This is a genomic window from Burkholderia paludis, from assembly GCF_000732615.1.
GTDB lineage: Bacteria > Pseudomonadota > Gammaproteobacteria > Burkholderiales > Burkholderiaceae > Burkholderia > Burkholderia paludis.
This window is the reverse complement of sequence record NZ_JPGL01000076.1, coordinates 12,787-35,334: the sequence shown is the minus strand read 5'-3', so window position 1 is coordinate 35,334 and position 22,548 is coordinate 12,787. Positions and strand designations below refer to the sequence as shown.

Annotated in this window: 25 protein-coding genes and 5 tRNA genes; 14 read left to right on the top strand and 16 right to left on the bottom strand. The window is 66.1% G+C overall.

The window, feature by feature from the left end:
* Positions 1-312: 312 nt before the first annotated feature.
* The 5 genes from GQ56_RS0134005 to GQ56_RS0133985 all read left to right on the top strand — a co-directional run bounded on the left by GQ56_RS0134005 (position 313) and on the right by GQ56_RS0133985 (position 3,461).
* A complete protein-coding gene (locus GQ56_RS0134005) occupies positions 313-825 on the top strand; it encodes a GNAT family N-acetyltransferase (protein WP_031402899.1) in 513 nt (170 codons plus the stop codon).
* A gap of 161 nt (positions 826-986) precedes the next feature.
* A complete protein-coding gene (minC, locus tag GQ56_RS0134000) occupies positions 987-1,757 on the top strand; it encodes a septum site-determining protein MinC (protein WP_031402898.1) in 771 nt (256 codons plus the stop codon).
* A gap of 59 nt (positions 1,758-1,816) precedes the next feature.
* Entirely contained in the window at positions 1,817-2,632 is an 816-nt protein-coding gene (gene minD / locus GQ56_RS0133995) for a septum site-determining protein MinD (RefSeq protein ID WP_031402897.1), read from the top strand.
* A 12-nt stretch (positions 2,633-2,644) separates the two neighbouring features.
* Entirely contained in the window at positions 2,645-2,899 is a 255-nt protein-coding gene (gene minE, locus GQ56_RS0133990) for a cell division topological specificity factor MinE (RefSeq protein ID WP_031402896.1), read from the top strand.
* A gap of 160 nt (positions 2,900-3,059) precedes the next feature.
* Entirely contained in the window at positions 3,060-3,461 is a 402-nt protein-coding gene (locus GQ56_RS0133985; RefSeq protein ID WP_031402895.1) for a YXWGXW repeat-containing protein, read from the top strand.
* Between the two features lie 116 nt (positions 3,462-3,577).
* Here GQ56_RS0133985 and GQ56_RS0133975 read toward each other — a convergent pair whose 3' ends face one another.
* Positions 3,578-5,131: a chloride channel protein gene (locus tag GQ56_RS0133975; protein ID WP_031402893.1), complete on the bottom strand. Its 1,554-nt coding sequence runs from the start codon at positions 5,129-5,131 to the stop codon at positions 3,578-3,580.
* A gap of 170 nt (positions 5,132-5,301) precedes the next feature.
* Between GQ56_RS0133975 and waaC the strand changes: the two genes are divergently transcribed.
* Positions 5,302-6,300: a lipopolysaccharide heptosyltransferase I gene (waaC, locus tag GQ56_RS0133970; RefSeq protein WP_031402892.1), complete on the top strand. Its 999-nt coding sequence runs from the start codon at positions 5,302-5,304 to the stop codon at positions 6,298-6,300.
* Positions 6,301-6,314: 14 nt separating this feature from the next.
* Here waaC and GQ56_RS0133965 read toward each other — a convergent pair whose 3' ends face one another.
* The 9 genes from GQ56_RS0133965 to rph all read right to left on the bottom strand — a co-directional run bounded on the left by GQ56_RS0133965 (position 6,315) and on the right by rph (position 12,787).
* The gene (locus tag GQ56_RS0133965) at positions 6,315-6,494 is read right to left on the bottom strand and encodes a hypothetical protein (protein ID WP_021164136.1); all 180 of its coding nucleotides are present in this window, start codon (positions 6,492-6,494) and stop codon (positions 6,315-6,317) included.
* A 104-nt stretch (positions 6,495-6,598) separates the two neighbouring features.
* On the bottom strand, positions 6,599-7,909 hold the full coding sequence (locus GQ56_RS0133960) for an MFS transporter (RefSeq protein WP_031402891.1): 1,311 nt from the start codon (positions 7,907-7,909) through the stop codon (positions 6,599-6,601).
* 292 nt (positions 7,910-8,201) lie between these two features.
* Positions 8,202-8,690, bottom strand: a complete 489-nt coding sequence (locus GQ56_RS0133955) for an energy transducer TonB family protein (RefSeq protein ID WP_031402890.1) — start codon at positions 8,688-8,690, stop codon at positions 8,202-8,204.
* 312 nt (positions 8,691-9,002) lie between these two features.
* Entirely contained in the window at positions 9,003-9,296 is a 294-nt protein-coding gene (locus GQ56_RS0133950; RefSeq protein ID WP_031402889.1) for a hypothetical protein, read from the bottom strand.
* Positions 9,297-9,512: 216 nt separating this feature from the next.
* Positions 9,513-9,908: a hypothetical protein gene (locus tag GQ56_RS0133940; RefSeq protein ID WP_031402888.1), complete on the bottom strand. Its 396-nt coding sequence runs from the start codon at positions 9,906-9,908 to the stop codon at positions 9,513-9,515.
* A gap of 140 nt (positions 9,909-10,048) precedes the next feature.
* A tRNA-Ser gene (locus GQ56_RS0133935) sits at positions 10,049-10,136 on the bottom strand.
* A 42-nt stretch (positions 10,137-10,178) separates the two neighbouring features.
* A complete protein-coding gene (gene hemW / locus GQ56_RS0133930; RefSeq protein WP_031402887.1) occupies positions 10,179-11,393 on the bottom strand; it encodes a radical SAM family heme chaperone HemW in 1,215 nt (404 codons plus the stop codon).
* Positions 11,394-11,427: 34 nt separating this feature from the next.
* Complete coding sequence (gene rdgB / locus GQ56_RS0133925; RefSeq protein ID WP_031402886.1) at positions 11,428-12,054, bottom strand: RdgB/HAM1 family non-canonical purine NTP pyrophosphatase; 627 nt, start codon at positions 12,052-12,054, stop codon at positions 11,428-11,430.
* Entirely contained in the window at positions 12,047-12,787 is a 741-nt protein-coding gene (gene rph, locus GQ56_RS0133920) for a ribonuclease PH (RefSeq protein ID WP_031402885.1), read from the bottom strand. The genes rdgB and rph overlap by 8 nt, the downstream gene beginning before the upstream one ends.
* A 173-nt stretch (positions 12,788-12,960) precedes the next feature.
* Here rph and GQ56_RS0133915 point away from each other — a divergent pair, with 173 nt between their 5' ends.
* The 4 genes from GQ56_RS0133915 (at position 12,961) to GQ56_RS0133900 (ending at position 17,266) form a co-directional block, all read left to right on the top strand.
* Positions 12,961-13,884: a YicC/YloC family endoribonuclease gene (locus GQ56_RS0133915; RefSeq protein WP_031402884.1), complete on the top strand. Its 924-nt coding sequence runs from the start codon at positions 12,961-12,963 to the stop codon at positions 13,882-13,884.
* A 6-nt stretch (positions 13,885-13,890) separates the two neighbouring features.
* Positions 13,891-14,574, top strand: a complete 684-nt coding sequence (gene gmk, locus GQ56_RS0133910; protein WP_031402883.1) for a guanylate kinase — start codon at positions 13,891-13,893, stop codon at positions 14,572-14,574.
* A 58-nt stretch (positions 14,575-14,632) separates the two neighbouring features.
* The gene (gene rpoZ / locus GQ56_RS0133905; protein WP_006025620.1) at positions 14,633-14,836 is read left to right on the top strand and encodes a DNA-directed RNA polymerase subunit omega; all 204 of its coding nucleotides are present in this window, start codon (positions 14,633-14,635) and stop codon (positions 14,834-14,836) included.
* A gap of 63 nt (positions 14,837-14,899) precedes the next feature.
* On the top strand, positions 14,900-17,266 hold the full coding sequence (locus GQ56_RS0133900; protein WP_031402882.1) for a RelA/SpoT family protein: 2,367 nt from the start codon (positions 14,900-14,902) through the stop codon (positions 17,264-17,266).
* Between the two features lie 192 nt (positions 17,267-17,458).
* Here GQ56_RS0133900 and GQ56_RS0133895 read toward each other — a convergent pair.
* The 4 genes from GQ56_RS0133895 to GQ56_RS0133880 all read right to left on the bottom strand — a co-directional run bounded on the left by GQ56_RS0133895 (position 17,459) and on the right by GQ56_RS0133880 (position 17,964).
* Positions 17,459-17,535: transfer RNA gene (locus GQ56_RS0133895), tRNA-Arg, on the bottom strand.
* 66 nt (positions 17,536-17,601) lie between these two features.
* Positions 17,602-17,678: transfer RNA gene (locus GQ56_RS0133890), tRNA-Arg, on the bottom strand.
* A 66-nt stretch (positions 17,679-17,744) separates the two neighbouring features.
* Positions 17,745-17,821 (bottom strand) — tRNA-Arg (locus tag GQ56_RS0133885).
* 66 nt (positions 17,822-17,887) lie between these two features.
* Positions 17,888-17,964: transfer RNA gene (locus tag GQ56_RS0133880), tRNA-Arg, on the bottom strand.
* 131 nt (positions 17,965-18,095) lie between these two features.
* Here GQ56_RS0133880 and greB point away from each other — a divergent pair.
* Positions 18,096-18,656 (top strand): transcription elongation factor GreB, encoded by a 561-nt coding sequence (greB, locus tag GQ56_RS0133875; RefSeq protein WP_031402881.1) that lies wholly within the window; start codon positions 18,096-18,098, stop codon positions 18,654-18,656.
* A gap of 83 nt (positions 18,657-18,739) precedes the next feature.
* Here the strand turns inward: greB and GQ56_RS0133870 are convergent, their stop codons facing one another.
* Positions 18,740-19,885 (bottom strand): porin, encoded by a 1,146-nt coding sequence (locus tag GQ56_RS0133870; RefSeq protein WP_031402880.1) that lies wholly within the window; start codon positions 19,883-19,885, stop codon positions 18,740-18,742.
* Between the two features lie 506 nt (positions 19,886-20,391).
* Positions 20,392-20,658, bottom strand: coding sequence for a hypothetical protein (locus tag GQ56_RS0133865; RefSeq protein ID WP_031402879.1), 267 nt, complete (start codon positions 20,656-20,658; stop codon positions 20,392-20,394).
* A 247-nt stretch (positions 20,659-20,905) separates the two neighbouring features.
* Between GQ56_RS0133865 and GQ56_RS45700 the strand changes: the two genes are divergently transcribed.
* The 3 genes from GQ56_RS45700 (at position 20,906) to GQ56_RS0133855 (ending at position 22,533) form a co-directional block, all read left to right on the top strand.
* Entirely contained in the window at positions 20,906-21,070 is a 165-nt protein-coding gene (locus tag GQ56_RS45700; RefSeq protein ID WP_160257514.1) for a hypothetical protein, read from the top strand.
* Positions 21,052-21,255: a cold-shock protein gene (locus GQ56_RS0133860; protein WP_031402878.1), complete on the top strand. Its 204-nt coding sequence runs from the start codon at positions 21,052-21,054 to the stop codon at positions 21,253-21,255. Before GQ56_RS45700 ends, GQ56_RS0133860 begins: the two co-directional genes overlap by 19 nt.
* A gap of 141 nt (positions 21,256-21,396) precedes the next feature.
* Positions 21,397-22,533, top strand: a complete 1,137-nt coding sequence (locus GQ56_RS0133855) for an exonuclease domain-containing protein (protein WP_031402877.1) — start codon at positions 21,397-21,399, stop codon at positions 22,531-22,533.
* Positions 22,534-22,548: the final 15 nt, after the last annotated feature.

Genomic DNA, 22,548 nt, shown 5'->3' with positions numbered 1-22,548 from the left:
GCGAGGCGGGCCGACAGGCTCGTCCGTTTTACCTGTCATGACGGTTTTCGCGGTGAAATGGGTCGGGCCCGAAGCGCGACGGCCGCGCGTCGCAAGGCGTGCGGCGCCGCGGCCCGGACGGCAGCACCGTCGCCGTCGTCCGACGGCGTGCGCCGATCCGGCGATGCTGCACTCGCACATGAACCGGCGTACCCGGCTGCCGGCGGCGCTGCTGCCTTTCGATTCTCGCCGTCATTTGAAAATAACGATTTGACTCATGCCCCGCTTTCGGTTGAAGCTAGTAGCTTGCTGTCCGAAGGGGGCTGTGCCTGCATGAGTTCGACCTTGACCGTTCGTCGTATCGTTGCCGACCAGGGTAGCGTGTATCGCGAACTCCGCGCCGCGTCGCTGCGCGAGCCCTACGCGCCCGGCGAAGCGCCGGAGGCCGAATTGCTGAACGTCGAAACGGACGCAGCGTCGGCGATCGCCGCGCAGCGCGCCATGTCTGACGAATCGACGACTTTCCTGCTGTACACCGAAGGCCATCCGGCCGGCATGATCGGCGCGTACTTCGACAACACGCCGGAGCGGCGCGCGTTCGTGAGCGAGCTGTGGGTCGCGCACGCGGTGCGCCATCTGCGTGGCGGCGTGCTGCTGCTGGAGACGGCCACCGCATGGCTCGCCGAGCGCGGCGCCGAGGACGTCTACGCATGGATCGCCGATGCGAACCGCAACGCGATCCGCTTCTACGAACGCGCGGGTTTCGGCAATACCGGCGAACACGCGCCGATCGCGCGGATGCCCGGCGCGATGAAATCGCTGTACGTGTCGCAGGTGAAGCACTGACGCAAGGTCAGGATGCGGGCCGTGCGGCGCGACCAAGGTCCGGTCGCCCGCCCGCCTGCCGGTTGCGGCCCCGCCCGGGCCGCCGCAACCCGGCTTCCCAAAAATAATGGCCGCACGCGTGGACGCCTGTAAAATACGCAAAAAATTTTTGCAGAGTGTCCATGTCGCTTAAAAAATCGCCATTCTTCGAGCTGCGCAGCGGATCGGTCGATACGTTGCTGTTCACCGTGAAGACGACCGATCTCGATGCGTTGCGTGCCGAACTGGTCAAGCGCTTCGAAGCGACTCCCGAGTTTTTCGCCGACGATGTCGTCGCGATCGACGTTCGCCGCCTGGCGGACGGCGAACGCGTCGCGCTGGCGGACATCCGCCAGATGTTGAGCGACGTGCGGATGCGCCCGGTGGGCGTCGTGGCGCTGGCAACGCAGGGCTGGGCGGGGGACGCCGGCCTGCCGTTGCTCGAGGCGCGCGATCGCCGCGCCCCGGCCGCGAAGCTGGCCGACGACGCGGAACCGGCGCCTGCCGCGGAAGCCGCCGTCGCCGCTCCGGCAGCCGAACCGGCGCCGGAGCCCGCGCCGGCCGTGTCGCAGGCGGGCGGCCAGACGCTCGTGATCGACCGGCCGTTGCGTTCGGGGCAGCAGATTTACGCGAAAGGAGACCTCGTGGTGCTCGCGCCGGTCAGTCACGGCGCGGAGATCATCGCGGAAGGCAATATCCACATCTACGCGCCGTTGCGCGGCCGCGCGCTCGCGGGTGTGCACGGCAATCACGACGCGCGCATTTTCTGCACGTGTCTCGAACCGGAACTGATTTCGATCGCGGGTATCTATCGAACGACCGAGAACCCGCTGCCCGCCGACGTACTGGGCAAATCGGTGCAGATCCGGCTCGAAGAGGAAAAACTGATGATCGAACCGCTGCGCCTGACGTGACCTACGCGGCACGCTCCGGATCGATCGGCTCTCATTGACGAACACAGGGTATTGGGTAAATGGCAAAAATCATCGTGGTGACCTCGGGCAAGGGCGGCGTGGGCAAGACGACGACGAGCGCGAGCTTTGCGTCCGGTCTCGCGCTGCGCGGCCACAAGACGGCCGTGATCGACTTCGACGTCGGCCTGCGCAACCTCGATCTCATCATGGGCTGCGAGCGTCGCGTGGTGTACGACCTCGTGAACGTGATCCAGGGCGAAGCGAACCTGAACCAGGCGCTGATCAAGGACAAGAAGTGCGAGAACCTGTTCATCCTGCCGGCGTCGCAGACGCGCGACAAGGATGCGCTGACGCGCGAAGGCGTCGAGAAGGTGCTGAACGATCTCGCCGCGATGGACTTCGAATTCATCGTCTGCGATTCGCCGGCCGGGATCGAGGCCGGCGCGCTGCACGCGATGTACTTCGCCGATGAAGCGCTGATCGTCACGAACCCGGAAGTGTCGTCGGTGCGCGACTCGGACCGCATCCTCGGCATTCTGTCGTCGAAGACGAAGCGTGGGACCGAAGGCAAGGATCCGATCAAGGAGCACCTGCTGATCACGCGTTACAGCCCGAAGCGCGTGAGCGAAGGCGAGATGCTGTCGCTCGAGGACATCAGCGAGATCCTGCGCATCAAGCTGATCGGCGTGGTGCCCGAGTCGGAAGCCGTGCTGCACGCATCGAACCAGGGCCTGCCGGCCGTGCATATCGACGGCACCGACGTCGCGGAAGCGTACAAGGACGTCGTTGCCCGCTTCCTCGGCGAAGACAAGCCGCTGCGCTTCACCGACTACCAGAAGCCGGGCCTGCTGCAGCGCCTCTTCGGCAGCAAGTAACGGAGGCCGCTCATGTCCATCCTTTCGTTTCTCCTCGGCGAGAAGAAGAAGTCCGCATCGGTCGCGAAGGAGCGCCTGCAGCTCATCATCGCGCACGAACGGGTCGGCGGCCGGCCGCCGGCCGATTACCTGCCCGCGTTGCAGAAGGAACTCGTCGCGGTCATCTCGAAGTATGTCCAGATTTCGAACGACGACATTCGCGTCAGCCTCGAGCGCCAGGACGATCTCGAAGTCCTCGAAGTGAAGATCGAGATCCCGCAAGTCTGACCCTTGCAGGTGTCCCTCCGCACGGCGGCCGGTGCCGCCGTGCGCGTCTTACGCCCTGTTGCACTTTCGGCCATCCCGTAACACGGCGCCTGTCGGCCGAATCCGGTCCTCCCGCATTGAACGAATACGCTCGCGTAACTTGTTCAACCAGGAGGATGTGATGGCTGTCTCTACCGTTCAACGTCGTATCGTTTCGCTCGCCCTGTTCGCAGCGGGCCTGTCAGCCGTCGTCGCGCCGTTTGCCGCGCATGCGGAGGAAATCATTGTCGGCGCGCCCGTGATCGCGCAGCCGGGCCGCATGGTCGTCGCAGAGCCGGTCGCCATGCGCACCGAGGAAGTCGTCGTCGTCGCGCCGAACGCGCCGCCGCCCGTGCGCTATGAAGTCGTTCCGGCCGCACGGGTCGGTTACGTGTGGGAGCGCGGCCACTGGCACTGGGATCATGGCCGCTACGTGTGGATCGGCGGCCACTGGGAAGCCGAGCGCGTCGGCATGCATTGGGTGCCCGGCCACTGGGACCAGCGCGGTCCGAACTGGTTCTGGACCCGTGGCCACTGGGCATGATCGAGGCACGCGATGAAAAAAACCGTAATCGCCATCGCGCTCGTCGCGATCACGCTGGCCGGGTGCATCGTCGTACCGGCGCGGCCGGCCTACTACCATCCGGCGCCCGTCGTGATCTACTGAGCGTCGCGCGGGCCGGGCTGCGCCGGGCCATTCGCGGCGGACGCAGCCGGCTCGACGCCGGACGGGGCCGCCGCGTGCGGCGTGCTTGCGACCGGCGCGGCGGAGGACGGCGCGCCGCCGTCTTCGTCGCGCAGCGTGTCGAGCGGATCGGCGGGCGCGGCGGTCGCATCCTGCGGCTCGGTGACGCCGGTCGCCGCCGTCGATGTGCCCGCGGCGCCTGCCGCGGCCGGTTCCGCGGCCGCGACGGGCGGCGCGAGATAGCGCAGGGCGAGCGTTTCGTAGAGCGGCGGCGCGAAGAAGCGCGACACGCGGCTCGACACCAGCGCGGTGGCCATCAGCGAAATCACGAGCGCGTGACCGTTGATCATCTCCATCACGATCACGAACGACGTGATCGGCGACTGCGTGACGGCCGCCAGATAGCCGACCATCGCAAGGGCGATCAGCATCGGCAGGCTCATGTTGCTGAACACGACGTGCAGCAGGTTGCCGAATCCGGCGCCGATCGACAGCGACGGCGCGAAGATCCCGCCCGGGATGCCCGGCAGGTACGACGCGACCATCGACACCATCTTCAGGAAGGGGTAAAACACCGAAAGATGCTGGCTGCCGTCGAGCAGGCCGCGCGCCTCGGCATAACCGCTGCCGAACGTCGTGCCGCCCGAGACGAGGCCGACGACGGCGATCGCGAAGCCGCACAGTGCGGCGAACGTGATCGGCCGCTCGCGATACAGGCCCAGCAGTTGCGCGGGCAGCCAGCGTCCGGTATTGAGCAGCAGCCAGCAGAACAGGCCGCCCGCGATCCCCGTCACGATCGCGGTGACGAGCACGGCAATCGCCAGCATTTTCGGAAAATGGGGGCCGGCATCGATCGTACCGAAATACGTGTAGTTGCCGTTCAGGCCGAGCGCGACGACGCCGGCGAGGATGATCGCCGTGATCAGCACGCCGCTCGCGCGTGCCGAGAAGCTGCGCGTCAGTTCCTCGATCGCGAACACGATCCCGGCGAGCGGCGTGTTGAACGCGGCCGACAGCCCGGCCGCCGCGCCCGCCAGCACCAGCTGGCGCTCGATCTGCGCGTTCGAACGCGGGTAGAAGCGCCGCAGGTTGAACATCAGCGCCGCGCCGACCTGCACGGTCGGCCCTTCGCGGCCGATCGTGAAGCCGCCCAGGATGCCGAGGAACGACACCAGCACCTTGCCGAACAGGATGCGCAGCGTCAGCAGCCGCGCGCCGAACGCGCTCGGGCGCGCATGCAGCGTCGCGATCACCTGCGGGATGCCGCTGCCCTCGGCGCCGCGGAAGAAGCGGCGCGTGATCCATACCGATGCGGCCGCGATCGCCGGCGTCAGCAGCAGCGGCAGCCAGGCGGCGTGCTCGCGCATCGTGCGGAAGGTCTCGTAGCCCCAGTCGATCAGCCGCGCGTAGAGCACCGCGGCGAGGCCGACGACGATCGCACCGAGCCAGAAAACGCCGTACTGGCGCCAGATGCGCAGCGAGCGGCGGGTGAGCGCGGGAAACAGGGCAGGAATGTCGTGGCGTGGCATCGACGCGGGCCGGAGGGCAAAGACCGGATTATAAAAAGAACCGGATGGGTGCGGGAATCGAGAATCTTCCTGAAAGGAGACGCACTTTGTTGCAAAGGTAATTTTCTCGTAATGTCTGCGCATGACAACATCGTTAGCATGTCAAATCGGCCAGCCTTTACCCACATATCGTGAAACGTATCCTTATCGTGAAAGTGACGTCGCTAGGCGATGTCGTTCAGACGTTGCCCGTTGTTGCGGATCTGCACCGCGCGTTCCCTGGCGTAACGGTCGACTGGGCGGTGGATGAATCGTGCGCGGAGGTCGTGCGCTGGCATCCGGGCGTGGCCGCCGTGCTGTGCGCGCCGTTGCGCCGCTTCAAGAAGCTGCGCAATGCCGGCGACCTGAAGGCGATCTCGGCGTCGATCGGTGAGCTGCGCGCGCACCGTTACGACGCGGTGATCGACCTGCACGGCGTCTACAAGAGCGCCATCATTTCGGTGCTGGCGCGCGCGGCGCGTCGCGTCGGCTACCAGACGCGGGATCTCGGCGAAGCGGGCGCACGCTTCGCGTATTCGCATCGTTTCGGCCCGCGTCCGGACTGCGACGCCTGGCACGGGATGCGCGTGAGCGCCGGCGAGGCGCTCGGCTACGTCCCTGCGGGCGCTGCCGCGTACGGCATCGTCCCGCCGCAGGGCGTGAACCTGCCCGCGGCCGTGGCCGACAGCGCGCCGTTCATGCTGCTGTTCCATGCGACGTCCAATCCCGACAAGAAATGGCCGGCCGACCACTGGGCCATGCTCGCCACGCAGATGATGATGCGCGGCGTGCGCGTGCTGCTGCCGTGGGGATCGGCGGCCGAGCATGACGATGCGCAGGACATCGCGGCGCGCGCGCCGGGAGCGGTCGTGCTGCCGGCGATGACCGTCCGTGAACTTGGCGCGGCGCTCGGCCGGGCCGCGCTCGTGGTGGGCGTCGATACGGGGTTCGTGCACATGGCGCGTGCGCTGCAACGGCCGACCGTGATGATCTTTGTCGCGACGTCGCGTCATCATTGCGGAATCGGCGGCGCGCCGAACGCGCTGTCGATCGGCGAACCGGGCGCGATGCCGTCGGTCCGGCAGGCGCTGGACGCGATCGACGCGGTCGGCCCGGCCTATGGCGCGCAGCCGGCGCGGATGATTGCCTGACGGCGCGGAGCCGCTCAGGCGAGCAGCGCCTCGACCGTGACGACGGCGGCGATGGCCGCCAGGTTCGCCAGCAGGGCCTCGAACACGAGGCCGCGCCAGGTCTTCGGCCGGAAGCGCAGCGCGAGCAGTAGCGCGCCGCCCAGCGCGAGCGCGAGGATCAGGACGAGATCGGCGTTGCCGAGGCGGATGTTCATGGCGGCGGCTCCTTTCGGGGCGGGATCGCTGGGCGCGCGACGGCGCGCCCAGGATCGAGTATAGGCAACGCCTGCCGCCGCACAACCCGGGTCGCCCCGGGGGCTCAGACGAGCGATGCGTCGCGCGTTTCGCGCATCAGCAGCACGCCGATCAGGCTGATCGCCGCCGCGACCGAGACATAGCCGCCAACCCATGACAGCCCGCCGTGCGCGGCCAGCAGTTGCGCGATATAGGGCGCGATCGACGCGCCGAGAATCCCGCCGAGGTTGTACGAGACCCCCGCGCCCGTATAGCGGACGGGGGTCGGGAACAGTTCCGGCAGCAGCGCGCCCATCGGCGCGAACGTCACGCCCATCAGAAACAGCTCGATCGTCAGGAACAGCGCGACGAGCGGCATCGAGCCGCTGCCGAGCAACGGTTCCATCGCGAACCCCGACAGCAGTGCGGCGATCCCGCCCGCGACGAGCACCGGCTTGCGGCCGAAGCGGTCCGACGCCCACGCGGACAGCGGCGTCGCGAGCCCCATGAACACGACCGCCAGGCACAGCAGGCCGAGGAAGCTCTGGCGCGGGATATGCAGCGTCGACACGCCGTACGACAGCGAAAACACCGTCGAGATATAGAACAGCGTGTAACAGACGACCATCGCGAGCGCACCGAGCAGTGTCGGCCGCCAGTGCTGCGTGACGAGCGTGGCGACCGGCACGCGCACGCGCTCGTTGCGGTCGAGCGTGGCCTGGAACGCGGGCGTTTCGGTGATCTTGAGCCGCACGTACAGGCCGAGCGCGACGAGCACCGCGCTGACCAGGAACGGGATGCGCCAGCCCCAGCCGCGGAACTGCTCGTCGGACAGCGACAGCGCGAGCGCGAAGAACAGGCCGTTCGACATCAGGAAGCCGACCGACGGCCCGAGCTGCGGGAACATCCCGAACCAGCCGCGCTTGCCCTGCGGCGCGTGCTCGGTCGCGAGCAGCGCCGCGCCGCCCCATTCGCCGCCGAGGCCGATCCCCTGGCCGAAGCGCAGCACGCACAGCAGCACCGGGGCGAGCGTGCCGATCGCGTCGTAACCGGGCACGAGGCCGATCGCGGTGGTCGACACGCCCATCACCAGCAGCGACGCGACGAGCGTCGACTTGCGGCCGATGCGGTCGCCGAAGTGCCCGAACAGGAACGAGCCGATCGGGCGGGCGATGAATGCGATGCCGAACGTGACGAATGCGGACAGCGCCTGGGCGGTCGCGGAGCCGTGCGGGAAGAAGACGGGGCCGATGACGAGCGCGGCGGCCGTTGCGTACACGTAGAAATCGTAGAACTCGATCGCGGTGCCGATGAAGCTGGCGAACACGATGCGGCGGTGGCTGACGGCGCCGGCCGAACCGGTTGCGTGTGCAACGGCCGGGGGGGATGCGGACATGAATGTCTCCGTTTTATCGTTGGGCGGTCGGCTGGGCGTGCGCTCGGGCAGGCGCAAGCCTGCCTGGAGCCGCCGAGCCGATGAGGCGGTGGCGGCGTGGCCGCGCGCCGTCGCGCGGACGTCACCCGCCGGTCGACGATGGAGACGGATAGGTCGCCGCCGCCCGGTGCCGGCATGGTCGGATCGCATGCCGGGTAGGGCCCGCGAACCCGCGCGCGGCGTGATGGCCGCGCGGTTGCGGAAAATTATAGCCAGCGCCGCCGCACGCCGGCAATCGCGAGGCAGCGACCGGTCATTCGATCGATTGCGCCTGCGCGGACGCGGTGCTTTGCAACTGGAAGTGGCCGTCGTCGTTGAAGAGCCAGCCTTCCATCATCTCGATCTGGCCGTTGCCGTCGAGCAGTCGGGTCGGCGGCGGCGGCAGCGGCGCCGAGCGCCGGAGCGACGCGAGCGCGAGCGCCTCCGCTTCGCTGTCGCCGTTGCTGCGGTAGACGGATGCGTTGACGAGACGGCCGCTGCGGTCGACCGTGAATGCCACGACGACGAGCGACCGGAGCATTGCCTGCGGCGTGCCGTGCAGCATGCCGGCCGGGTTGCGTTCGGCGACGCGCCGGGCGACTTCGACGCGATACTGGTCGAGGTTCCCGCTGCGGGTGATCGACGGGATCGTCAGGACCGCGTGCGGCGGCGGCGGCGTGATCGTGCACGCGGCAAGCAGGGCGACGACGGCCAGCGCAACTGCACGCAGCCGGTCGACGCACGGACGGGGAAGGGGGCGCATGAGAGGCTAGCCAGAAGTGACTATAGAAAAATGATAGGCGTACCGACGCGGGCCGATATCGGGAGAAACGCATAACGGGCGATGCCGTGTGTCGCGATGGCTGATGACGCGGGCATGCGAGCCGTGCATCGCGATGGGACGCGACATGTGACGGCGCCCGCGCGGCATGCGTCGCGGGCGCATGCCGGCCGGTGCGTTGCACGATTGAAAGGCGCGGAGCGGGCGCAGGCGCGCGGCCGGCCGAACCCGGCGGTCTCGCGGCATCCCCTCGGCAGAAGCCCGCGCAATCGCGGGCGTTGCGGTTCGCCGGGTTCAGAAGCCGTGCGTGACGAGCGACAGCACCGACAGGTCGGGGTGCGTGCCGTCGATGATGCTCTTGCCGATGTGCACGGCTTCGTGGACGGCTTCGTCGACGCTCGCGAAGCTTTCCTCGCCGTCCGCGTGGAACGGTACCGCGTGGCCGGGCAGTGCGGGATTCGTGCCGGGATGGCACACGTAGCCGGTGTAGGTGTAGCGCGTGTCGTTGCCGGGTGCCATGGCCGGCACGACATGGATCTCGAAGCCTTCGTAATCGACGTGTTCCGTCGGTGTCGACAGGTCGGTCATGGCGATCTCCGTGTGCCGCGCGCAGGGGTGGCGCGTGCGGCATCGAGTACGCGGCGGCGGTCGTGTCGCCGTGATGAACGAATTCTAGGTGATGGTGCGCCGGGCCGGGAGGCATCAGGCGCGGACCGCCGCCGGCGCCCGCGGTTCAGGTGCCGCGCGACGCGCGGCACGCACCCGCGTTCCGGGTCGACCGGCGCGCGCGCGCGAATGGCTGCGTCACTGCTTGCAGCGGGCGTCCTTGCGCTGCACGACGACGATCACCGGGTATTTCTGGCCGTGGTCGAGTTCCACGCGCGCCACGACGGTCAGCGTCGCGGGATCGGAATCGTCGTACACGCTGACCTGTTCGTTCCGGAGGTAGGTCACGCCGGTGCAGTTCGACGTGCGTCCGTCGTCCGACACCTTGCACTGCAGGTCGTTGTCCTTCAGGTAGTTGTACGGCGCCGGGCTCGCGAGGTATTCGCTCAGGCCGCGCGGCGAGCCGCCGACGCCGGTCACGTACGCGATCGCGCACGATGCCTGCGCGTCGCTGCCGGCGGCGGTGTCGGCCGCCGCGTGCGTGCTGACGGCCACCAGCATGGCGGCGAGCGACGAGACGATGATGGGCTTCATGACGTGGGTTTCCCGTTTCGCGGATCGGAGCGCCGGATTGTAACGGCATCCGGCGCGACGCGTCGGAACGTGCGGGAAGGGCGCGGCGAAAAGCAAAAAACCCCGTCATTCTGCGAATGGACGGGGTTTGGCGAACTGCCTGGCGGAAGCGGTGAGATTCGAACTCACGGACAGTTTCCCGTCGCTGGTTTTCAAGACCAGTGCCTTAAACCGCTCGGCCACGCTTCCACACGAGGCGGCATTGTAACCGAAATGCCGCGATGTTCACCTTCAGTCGTCGCGCAGGAACAATTCCTGCAGGTCGTTGAGGAAACGCTGGCCGAGCGGCGTCGGCGCGACTTGCGCGAAATCGCGCGCGATCAGCCCGCGCCGTTCCGCCTCCTGCAATGCCGGCTCGATCGTGCTCATCGGCAGGCCGGTGCGCTCGGCGAAGCTGTGCACGGGGAAGCCCTCGACGAGCCGCAGCGTGTTCAGCATGAACTCGAACGGCAGGTCGCGCGCGCCGACTTCGCGCTCTTCCTGCACGGGCGTGCCGGCCAGCGCCTGCTCGATGAAGGTCGCCGGATGCTTGTAGCGCGCCTGTCGCAGGATGCGGTTCGGGAACGACAGTTTCGTATGCGCGCCCGCCCCGATCCCGAGATAGTCGCCGAAGCGCCAGTAGTTCAGGTTGTGCTTGCACTGATGATTCGGCTTCGCGTACGCGGAAACCTCGTAGCGACCGTAGCCGGCCTCGGCCGTGCGTGCGTGGATCCATTCCTGCATGTCGGCCGATGCGTCGTCGTCGGGCACGACGGGCGGGTATTTCGCGAACAGCGTATTCGGCTCGAGCGTCAGGTGATACAGCGACAGATGCGGCGGCGCGTAAGACAGCGCGGTCTCGATGTCGGTGCGGCATTCGTCGAGCGTCTGGTTCGGCAGCGCGAACATCAGGTCGAGGTTGAAGTTGTCGAAGTTCTTCGCGGCGATCTCGACGGCCGCGCGCGCCTGCGCGGTGTCGTGTATCCGGCCGAGCGCCTTAAGGTGCGTCTCGTTGAAGCTCTGGATGCCCACCGACAGCCGATTCACGCCGCTCGCGCGGAACTGCGCGAACTTCGCGGCCTCGAAGGTGCCCGGATTCGCCTCGAGCGTGATTTCCGCATCGGCGTCGAGCGGCAGCAGCGCGCGCACGTCGGACAGCATCCGGTCGAGGCCGGCCGCCGACAGCAGGCTCGGCGTGCCGCCGCCGATGAACACGGTATGCACCTGCCGGCCCCACACGAGCGGCAGCGCCTGTTCGAGATCGGCGCGCAGCGCGTCGAGATACTCGGTTTCCGGAAACCGCTCACCCTTCCATTCGTGCGAGTTGAAATCGCAGTACGGGCACTTGCGAACGCACCACGGAAAATGCACGTACAGCGCGAGCGGCGGCAGCGACGTCAGCCGCACCTGGCCGGGCGACGTGAAGGTCGCGACGACGCGCGCGCCGGTTTCCGCGGCGCGGCTCATGCGGCCTCCGGCGGCGAACGGGTATCGGGCACGCTCATGCTTCCTCCGCGAGCCGCGCGAGCAGCGCTTTCAACGCCAGCGCGCGATGGCTGTGCGTGTTCTTCACGGCCGGCTCGAGTTCGGCGGCCGTCGCGCCGAGCGACGGCAGGTAGAAATACGGGTCGTAGCCGAATCCGTGCTCGCCGCGCGGCGTGTCGACGATCTCGCCCGACCAGCGTCCTTCGGCGAACAGCGGCTCGGGGTCGTCCGCGTGGCGCACCAGCGCGAGCACGCAGCAATAGTATGCGCGCCGGTCGTCGACGCCGTGCAGTTGCTCGACGAGATACGCGTTGTTCGCCGCGTCGCCCTTGTCGCGGCCGGCGCGCTGCGCGTAGCGTGCCGAATAGACGCCCGGCGCGCCGCGCAGCACGCGCACGCACAGGCCCGAATCGTCGGCGATCGCCGGCAGCCCGGTGAGCCGCGACGCGTGACGCGCCTTCGTCAGCGCGTTCTCGATGAACGTGCCGAACGGCTCTTCCGCCTCGGGCACCGCCAGGTCGCCCTGCGGGACGATCTCGATGCCGACCGTCGAGAACAGCGCGGCGAATTCGCGCAGCTTGCCGGCGTTGTTCGACGCGAGAACGATGCGCGACAGCGGCGCGATGGTGCGGTCGTCAGGCATGTCCGGCACCCAGCACGTCTTTCTGGAGCTGGACGAGCGCGCCGATCCCGCCTTGCGCGAGGTCGAGCAGCGCGTTCATCTCGGCGCGCGAGAACGCCGCGCCTTCCGCCGTGCCCTGGACTTCGACGAAGCCGCCGGCGCCCGTCATCACGACGTTCATGTCGGTGTCGCAGCGCGAATCTTCCGCGTAATCGAGATCGAGCACCGGTGCGCCTTCGTACACGCCGACCGAGATCGCGGCGACGTGGTCGGTGATCGGCGAGCGCGTGAGCTTGCCGGCCGCGATCAGCGTCGACACGGCGTCGTGCGCGGCGACGAATGCGCCGGTGATGCTCGCCGTGCGCGTGCCGCCGTCGGCCTGGATCACGTCGCAGTCGATGTGGATCGTGCGCGGGCCGAGCGCCTCGAGGTCGAACACCGCGCGCAGCGCGCGGCCGATCAGGCGCTGAATTTCCTGCGTGCGGCCGGTCTGCTTGCCGCGCGCGGCTTCGCGATCGCTGCGCGTATGCGTCGCGCGCGGCAGCATGCCGTACTCGGCGGTCAGCCAGCCTTGCCCGCGCTCGCGCAGGAACTCGGGCACGCGCTCGGCGACGCTCGCGGTGCAGAGCACCTTGGTGTCGCCGAATTCGACCAGCACGGAGCCTTCGGCATGTTTCGTGTAGTGGCGCGTGAGGGCGACCTTGCGCAGTTCGTCGGCGCGGCGGCCGCTCGGGCGGGACAGGGAGGACGTCATGTTGGAATCGCGAAACGAGAGGAAACCCCGATTCTAGCGCCGAACGGCGGGCCTGCCCGGCGGGGCGGCCCGCAAAAATGGGATAATGCGCGCTTCCCGCCCCGCGCTTTCCGATGCGCCGGGCGCCTCGACATATCCCCGCCCGCAAGGGCACCCAGACGGCGAGACGAACCATGATCTACAGCATGACGGGCTACGCGAGCGCGACGCGCGAACTCGTGACGGCCACCGGCAACGGAGGCACCAGCGTGTCGGTCGAACTGCGCACCGTGAACTCGCGCTTCCTCGACCTGAATTTCCGGATGCCGGACGACGTGCGGGCGTGCGAACCCGCCCTGCGTGAAATGCTGATGAACAAGCTGTCGCGCGGCAAGGTCGACGTTCGCATCAACCTGCAGCGCGGCGAGCAGAGCATCGGCGCGGGCGCGCTGAACCAGTCGGCGCTGGGCCAGCTTGCCGAACTCGAGCGCTCGGTGCTCGACACGTTCCCGGGCGTCGGCCGCCTGCGCGCGGGCGAGATCCTGCGCTGGCCCGGCGTGCTGGCCGAGAGCGGCGTGTCGGCGGAAGCGATCCGCGACGCGGTGCTCGCATGCGGCAAGGAAGCGATCGGCGAGCTCGTCGTCGTGCGTTCGCGCGAAGGCGCGCAACTGGCGACGATGCTGCTGTCGAACGTTGCCGAGATGGAAGCCATCGTCGCGCGCATCACGCCGCTCGTGCCGGAGCTGATCGCGAAGCATCAGCAGAAGATCGTCGAGCGGCTGCAGGAGGCGCTCGGCATCGCGGCGCCCGAAGGCAGCGCGCCGATCGTGACGCGCGAGGAAGCCGCGGAGCGCATCCGTCAGGAAGTGACGATGTACGGGATCCGGATCGACATCGCGGAAGAGCTGTCGCGGCTCACCGCGCACCTGAACGAAACGCGCCATGTGATCGAGAAGGGCGGCCGCGTCGGCAAGCGTCTCGACTTCATGATGCAGGAACTGAATCGCGAAGCGAACACGCTCGGCTCGAAGGCGGCGGCGAAGGAACTGGCCGACGCGTCGATGGCGCTCAAGCTGCTGATCGAGCAGATGCGCGAGCAAGTGCAAAACCTGGAGTAAAGCAACATGACGGAATCCAACCGCGACGTCCACGCGTCGCATTCGCTGCACGGCGGCGTCTATCCCGGCAACCTTTTCATGGTCGTCGCGCCGTCGGGCGCCGGCAAGTCGACGCTCGTGAATGCGCTGCTGTCGAAGGACAGCGACATCTGCCTGTCGATCTCGTACACGACGCGCAAGCCGCGTCCGGGCGAACAGGACGGCCAGCACTATCACTTCACGACGGTCGACGATTTCCGCGCACGCCATGCGGCGCACGAATTCCTCGAAAGCGCGGAAGTGCACGGCAACTACTACGGCACGTCGCGCGTCTGGATCGAGGAGCAGATGAAGAGCGGCCACGACGTGCTGCTCGAGATCGACTGGCAGGGCGCGTTGCAGGTGAAGAAGCAGTTCCGCAACGCGGTCGGCATCTTTATCCTGCCGCCGTCGCTCGACGCGCTCGAGGAGCGCCTGAAGAAGCGCGGCCAGGACGAGCCGAACGTGATCACGCGGCGCCTGCTGGCCGCCGGCAGCGAGATCGCGCACGCGTCGGAAGCGGAATACGTGGTGATCAACGAGAATTTCGAGCGGGCGCTCGCGGAGCTCGAATGCATCGTCGCGGCCACGCGCCTGCGCTTTGCTTCGCAGTACGCGCGACACACGGAGCTGTTCATCGAGCTCGGCATCCATCTGCCCCACGCGGAATGACGCGGGGGACGAGGGACATAAGGTAGAATAGGGACTATATTCAGAAGGAATTACCAACATGGCTCGCATTACCGTCGAAGACTGCCTGAAGCAAATCCCGAACCGCTTCGAACTGGCGCTCGCCGCCACCTATCGCGCGCGGCAGCTCGCGCAAGGCCATACGCCGAAGATCGAAAGCCGCGACAAGCCGACCGTCGTCGCGCTGCGCGAAATCGCCGCCGGTCAGGTCGGTGTCGAGATGCTGAAGAAGGTGCCGGTGTAACGCGCATCCGGCCCGTTCCAGCCATGTAATCCACGCGCGCAACGACTCGACCTGGAGGCGAATATGAGCACCACCCCATCGTCCGCCTCCGCGGATTCGACCACCGAAGCCACGGCCCAGTCGCCTGCGCGCCAGTACATCGACGCGGTCCTCGAACAGTCCTTCAGGCATCTGTTCGGTCCGACCGCCACGCCGGAGCAGCCTCGCAAGCACGGCGTCGTTTCGATCGCGAAACTGACGGCCGCGCTTGCCGAGTACCTCCCTCCGGAAGAGATCAAAGAGGTCAAGGCGGCGTTCCACTTCAGCGACGAAGCCCACCTCGGTCAATATCGCCAGAGCGGCGAACCCTATATCACTCATCCTGTCGCCGTCGCGGAAATCTGCGCCGGCTGGAAGCTCGACGCGCAGGCCGTCATGGCTGCGCTCCTGCACGACGTGATGGAAGACCAGGGCGTGACCAAGAGCGAGCTGGCCGAACGGTTCGGCCCGAAGGTCGCCGAACTGGTCGACGGCCTGTCGAAGCTCGACAAGATGGAGTTCCGCAGCCGCGAGGAAGCGCAGGCGGAGAACTTCCGCAAGATGCTGCTCGCGATGGCGCGCGACGTGCGCGTCATTCTCGTCAAGCTCGCCGACCGCCTGCACAACATGCGCACGCTCGGCGCGGTGCCGATGGAAAAGCGCCGCCGGGTCGCACGGGAAACGCTCGATATCTACGCGCCGATCGCGCACCGCCTCGGGTTGAACAACACGTATCGCGAGCTGCAGGACATGAGCTTCGCGAATTTCAACCCGCATCGCTACGCGACGCTCGAGAAGGCCGTGAAGGCCGCGCGCGGCAATCGCCGCGAGGTGATCAGCAAGATCCTCGAGGCCGCGCAGCGCGCGATGGCCGATGCGAAGATCGACGCCGAGATCACGGGCCGCGAGAAAACCATCTACAGCGTCTACCGGAAGATGCGCGACAAGCAGCTGTCGTTCTCGCAGGTGCTCGACGTGTACGGCTTCCGCGTCGTCGTCGACAGCCCGCTCGACTGCTACACGTGCATCGGTGCGCTGCATGCGCTGTACAAGCCCGTGCCCGGCAAGTTCAAGGACTACATCGCGATCCCGAAGATCAACGGCTATCAGTCGCTGCACACGACGCTCGTCGGCCCGTTCGGTGCGCCGATCGAGTTCCAGGTGCGCACGCGCAAGATGCACGAGATCGCCGAGGCCGGAGTTGCCGCGCACTGGCTGTACAAGAACGGCGGCGCGGATCTCAGCGACGTGCAGAAGCGCGCGCACCAGTGGCTGAAGTCGCTGCTCGACATCCAGAGCGAGGCCGGCGATTCGAGCGAATTCCTCGAACACGTGAAGATCGACCTGTTCCCCGACGCGGTCTACGTGTTCACGCCGAAGTCGAAGATCATGGCGCTGCCGCGCGGCGCGACGGCGCTCGATTTCGCGTATTCGATCCACAGCGATCTCGGCAACCAGTGCGTGGCCGTGAAGATCAACAACGAATTGCTGCCGCTGCGCACCGAGCTGAAGAGCGGCGACATCGTCGAGGTGATCACCGCGCCGTATTCGAAGCCGAACCCGGCGTGGCTCGGCTTCGTGCGGACCGGCAAGGCGCGCTCGGCGATTCGCCACTACCTGAAGACGATGCGGCTGAACGAGTCCGTGCAGCTTGGCGAGCGGCTGGTAGACCAGAGCCTGAAGGGTTACGGCCTCGCGCTGGCCGATGTCGAGCCGGAAGTGTGGGAAAAGCTCGTGCAGTGGACGGGCAACAAGAGCCGTCAGGAAATCTTCGCGGACATCGGCCTCGGCCGTCGCGTGGCCGCTGTGATGGCCAAGCGCATCGAGGTGCTGATGAGCGGCCGCGATGCGGACGACGATCTGCCGAAATCCGAGCGGCATGCCGCGCATCATGCGCCGCCGGTCGTGATTACCGGCACCGAAGGGATGTCGGTGCAGTTGTCCGCGTGCTGCCGGCCGATTCCGGGCGATGCGATCATGGGCTACATCGGGATCGGCCTGGGCATGGCGATTCATACGACCGATTGCCGCGTGGCGCAGCGTATCCATCGCCGCGATCCGGGGCGCTGGATCGACGTCGAGTGGGCGCCGCAGCCGGGTCGCCTGTTCGATGTCGCCGTGAAGGCACTCGTGAAGAACACGAAGGGCATCTTTGCGCGCGTGGCGGCGGACATCACGTCGGCCGATGCGAACATCGTCCATATCGCGATGGACGAGGATCTGACGCACGAATCGACGGTGCTGCGCTTCGTGATCCAGGTCAGCGACCGAGTGCATCTCGCGAACGTGATGCGGCGCGTGCGAACCAATCCGGACGTGATGCGGATCATGCGCGAGCGCTCGACCGACGACGGCGCGCATGCGCGCCACGATGGCGGCATGCGGATCGAGCGCGAGCGGCAGGATTATTGATGCCTGCCCGGGCGGGCGGATGATCGAGCGACGGCGGCCAATGGCCGCCGTTTTTCTTTGTGCGGCGGGAAACGGCGAAGGGGCGGCGCGGCGGCCGTTCTTGCGGAGAAAGGCGCGCACGATCTTGCCGGGGGAGGGGGAAAGCGAGGCGGAAAAGAAAAAGGGCTTTCCCGGAGGAAAGCCCTTTTAAGGTGGCGCGGCTGGCAGGATTCGAACCCACGACCCCTTGGTTCGTAGCCAAGTACTCTATCCAACTGAGCTACAGCCGCACGCAAAACAAAACACGACTACTTCGAACTGAAAGGGCCTTCGATTCGGAAGGCCCTCGAAAAAAGTGGCGCGGCTGGCAGGATTCGAACCCACGACCCCTTGGTTCGTAGCCAAGTACTCTATCCAACTGAGCTACAGCCGCACGCAAAACAAAACACGACTACTTCGAACTGAAAGGGCCTTCGATTCGGAAGGCCCTCGAAAAAAGTGGCGCGGCTGGCAGGATTCGAACCCACGACCCCTTGGTTCGTAGCCAAGTACTCTATCCAACTGAGCTACAGCCGCACGCAAAACAAAACACGACTACTTCGAACTGAAAGGGCCTTCGATTCGGAAGGCCCTCGAAAAAAGTGGCGCGGCTGGCAGGATTCGAACCCACGACCCCTTGGTTCGTAGCCAAGTACTCTATCCAACTGAGCTACAGCCGCACGCAGAAGAGGGATTATAGCAGGGTTGTTTGAAAAGGGAAGCCTTATTCGCGAATTGTTCGACACAGCCTGACCAGGGGGCCCATCGTGTACCCTTGGAGCATCGAACATCCCTGTATTGAATCTGCACCATGAACAAGGCGTTTGTCAAAGAGTCGGACGGCGACGACGATCTCGACCAGGCCCAGCCCGCGATCCCGGCAGGCGCGAAGAACTACATCACGCCGGCCGGGCACAAGCGGCTGCGGGACGAACTGCTGAACCTGATCGACGTCGAGCGTCCGGAGGTGGTGCGGCTCGTGTCGTGGGCCGCGTCGAACGGCGACCGGTCGGAGAATGGCGACTACATCTACGGCAAGCGGCGGCTTCGCGAGATCGATCGCCGCATCCGCTTCCTGACGAAGCGGCTCGATCTCGCCGAGGTCGTCGACGCGAGCCGGCAGGAAAATGTCGACCAGGTGTTTTTCGGCGCGACGGTCGATTACGAGACGCCGGACGGCGAGGATCACACGATCACGATCGTCGGGATCGACGAAGTCGATCTCGACCACGGTTGCGTCAGCTGGATTTCGCCGGTCGCGCGTGCGCTGATCAAGGCGAAGATCGGCGACACCGTCATGCTGATGACGCCGGCAGGCCCGCAGCCGATCGACGTGCTCGACGTCCGCTACCCGGCGTCGGGCAACGCCTGAACGGCGTCGGGTGGGTGCGGCAAAGGAAAAGCGCCCTGCAAGGGGCGCTTCGTCGTCCGGCGTGCGGTGAATGTACCGGTCGCTCAGAAGCGATGGCGCAGGCCGGCCGTGACCGCGATCTGCTTGTTGGTCGATGAGGCGGCGCCCAGCCCGTTGATGTTGGCGCCGAGGTCGAGGCCGTCGCTGTTGACCTTCTGGAATTCGCCCTGCAGGTAGACGTCGGTGCGCTTCGACAGCGCATAGTCGGCTTGCAGGTTGAACTGGTGCCAGGTCGGCTTGTCGCCGGCCAGGCGGCCCTGCGTGTACGTGTAGGAGCCGGCGAGCGACACGGCCGGCGTCAGCGCGTAGCGGCCGTTGATTTCGTAGTTGCTGAAGCGCGCGGTGCCGCCGAGGCCCGTGATGCCGCCGGAGACGCCGGACTGCCCTGCGCTGATCGCGCGGATGCCGGTCAGGCGCGTCTGCGTGAAGACGAAGCCGACCGTGGCGGGGCCGAACCCGTAATTCAGGCCGCCGCCCCAGGTACGCTGCACGTGCGATGCGAACGTCCACTCGCCGGTCACCGCGCCCGGATCGGTCGCCGCCTGCGCGAGCGCATTCACGTCGCTGTTCAGCTGCAAGTAGGCCGCGGCGAAGTTGAAGCCCATGTAGCTGTACGACACGCCGCCGCTATACGCACGGTTGTTCGCGAACGACGTCGAATTCGAGAACCCGTACAACGCACCGAACTTGAGGCCGCCGTAGTTCGCGCTCTGGTACTTGACCGCGTTGTTGATCCGGAACGAGTTGTTCAGGTTGTCGTTGTCGAACGGGTGAGCGAACTGCGTGCCGCCGTATTGCGTACCGGTCAGCGACAGCGGCCCGAGGTAGTCGACGACGCTGTCGTACTGCCGGCCGAGCGTCAGCGAGCCGTAGGTGTCTTGTGCGAGGCCGACAAACGCTTGCCGGCCGAATTCGCGGCCGCTCTGCTTCAGCGCGCCGTTGTTGATGCCGAAACCATTCTCCAGCGTGAAGATCGCTTTCAGGCCGCCGCCGAGATCTTCGGTGCCGCGCAAGCCCCAGCGGCTGCCGTTGACCGACCCGCTGGTTTCCTGCCAGGCGCTGTGGCCGCCCTGATTGTTCGTATAGGTGATGCCTGCATCGATCAAGCCGTACAGCGTCACGCTGCTTTGGGCATGGGCTGCCGTAACGAATACACCCGACAACGCGGTGACGATCAGGGTTTTTTTCATGGATCTGTCTCCAAACAGGATGATGTCGATCGAACCTGCTGCGGACGGGCCTTTTTTGCTTGATGCTGTGACCGGTCCGGCAGAGCGGCGGTGCGCTTATCAAAAGCCATCTGCAGTGTACGGAGTGGGTGAAGCGGGGCAGGGTCGTGCTTTAAGCAATAATATATTTTGGAATCCGCAAAGATTAAGAAATCGGCTCAGAGGCTTGTCCATCAAGGGTTTGCGGCGGTGCAGCGAAACAAAATAGCGATCAGGACTGCATAATGAGCGTTGCGTGGTCGCGACAGGTGCGGGATGGCAGGCGAGAGGCGGCAGCCCGATTATTGACACATCGGCAATAGAGGTTTGTGTGGAGCATGGATAATGAAAGGATGTTCTCTCGCTATACTGCGATCTCTGCTTTCCGAAGCAGACTTTTTCGTTGACGGAAAAGATCTCCAAACCTTTGTCGGCGCGACTTCCCAGTCGCGCTTTTTTTTTGTTCTGCGGTTCCGTGCTGTTGTGCGCTATTGCGCGTAAGCGCGCCGCTTGCGTTTCGACGCAGGTGCGGCCTCGTCCGCGTCGGCCGGCGGCGGCGTGTAAGTCCAGTCTTCCATCACGTAGTGACGGGCATCCAGGGGCGATGCGAGCAGGTTCTGCCAGTGATCGCCGTGCCAGGTCGTATCGAACTCGGTGTCGCACGGCGTTTCGCGAGCCGGCTTGGTCAGGGCGCGGGATTTGCGGCGTACGCGCCCGAGCCGGCTCGCGAAGCGCTTGATTCCGTCCAGCCACATGACCTTCTCCTTCCTTTCGGCGTTGGATCAGCATCTCAACGTCTTCGGGTTTACGCAACCCGGAATAAACCCGAGGGTTTTACCGGGTCGATTTGTCCCCGGTAGGATTTTCGCTGGCGATATTATCAGCGATACGATCCCGGTAATATTGACAGGTTTTTGATGCGAATCAATTAATAAAAACCGGTGGTGTACCGATTCCAGTGGCATTAGCACTTTTTTGATAAAGCGGAAGTGAAAAATTTTCTTGACGCACCCGGATTGTCCAATTTATAAAGTCAGCACTCCGTCCTCGGGCGGCGTGCTGGTGCTGGTGCTGGCGCAATGTTTCGGGATTTCGGGAAACGGCTATAAAAATAGCTTTTTTGATCTTATCGAGTGGGGAACGAAGACATGGATACCGGTGTCGTGAAATGGTTTAACGATGCTAAAGGTTTCGGCTTTATTACGTCGGACAATGGCGGTGAAGATTTGTTTGCACACTTTTCCGAAATCCGGATGGACGGCTTCAAGACGCTGAAGGAAAACCAGCGTGTTTCGTTCGACGTGAAAGTCGGGCCGAAAGGCAAGCAGGCAGCGAATATCCAGGCGGTCTGACGCGCCACGCTTTGCCGATCACGTCCGGCCCCCGCATCGCGGGGGCTTTTTGCTTTCAGGGGGCAGAACATACCGGTCCGGGCTGGCCGCGAGCGTGCATGCCGGTGCATACTCACGGAAGCATCGTTTTCCTGTCTTTCCATGTCCGATTCCCCCTGTCCGTCCGATCCCGCCCGCGAGCAGCCGCTCGTCTTCGTCGACCTCGAAACCTCAGGCAGTTCGTTCGCCGAGCACCGCATCACCGAAATCGGCGTGGTTGAAATCGGCCCGCTCGGCGTGTCGACGTGGACGACGCTCGTCAATCCGGGCCAGTCGATTCCGCCGTTCATCCAGCAGTTGACGGGCATTTCGGACGACATGGTGCGCGACGCGCCCTCGTTCGCGTCGCTGGCGCCGGCGTTGTTCGAGCGGCTCGACGGCAAGCTGTTCGTCGCGCACAACGCGAGCTTCGACCGCGGCTTTCTGCGTGCCGAATTCGAGCGCGCCGGCCTGACGTTCAATCCCGATGTGCTGTGTACGGTGCGGCTGTCGCGTGCGCTGTTTCCGCGCGAGTCGCGGCACGGGCTCGATGCACTGATCGACCGGCATGGCCTCGTGCCGGCCGCGCGACACCGCGCGCTGGCGGATGCCGACCTGCTCTGGCAGTTCTGGCGGCGGTTGCACGACATCGTGCCGCTCGAGCGCTTGCGTGACCAGATCGCGCGCACGACGCGTCACTTCCGTCTGGCCGGCGATCTGACCGAGGCCTGGCTCGACACCGCGCCGGCGGGGTGCGGCGCCTATGCGCTGTTCGGAGAGCGCGACGAGGCGCTGTATGTCGGCCGCAGCGTGCGCGTGCGCCAGCGGTTGCGTGCACTGCTGACCGGCGAGCGCCGTTCGTCGAAGGAAATGCGGCTTGCGCAGCAGGTGCGGCGTGTCGAATGGCGCGAGACCGGCAACGAGCTCGGGGCGATGCTTGCCGAGGCGCAATGGATCGCCAGGCTGCGGCCGTCGTACAACCGCCGCCCGGCCGATTCCGGCCGTGCCGCCGGTGCACCCTGGCCGTTCGACGGCGCCGTTGCGTTCGAGGCCCACGGCGAGCGCCGCCTGTTTCATGTGATCGACGGCTGGCGCTATCTCGGCGTGGTCGACTCGCTCGATGCCGCCGTGCAACTCGCAGCCGGCGGGACGGACGGCGCGTTCGAACCCTTTACTCATCGCCTGCTGCAAACCCATCTCGCACGCGGCCTGCAACTGATGCCGCTCGCCGCAAGCCTGCCCGCGGGGCAGGCGGGTTGATCGAGCGCCGCGGCC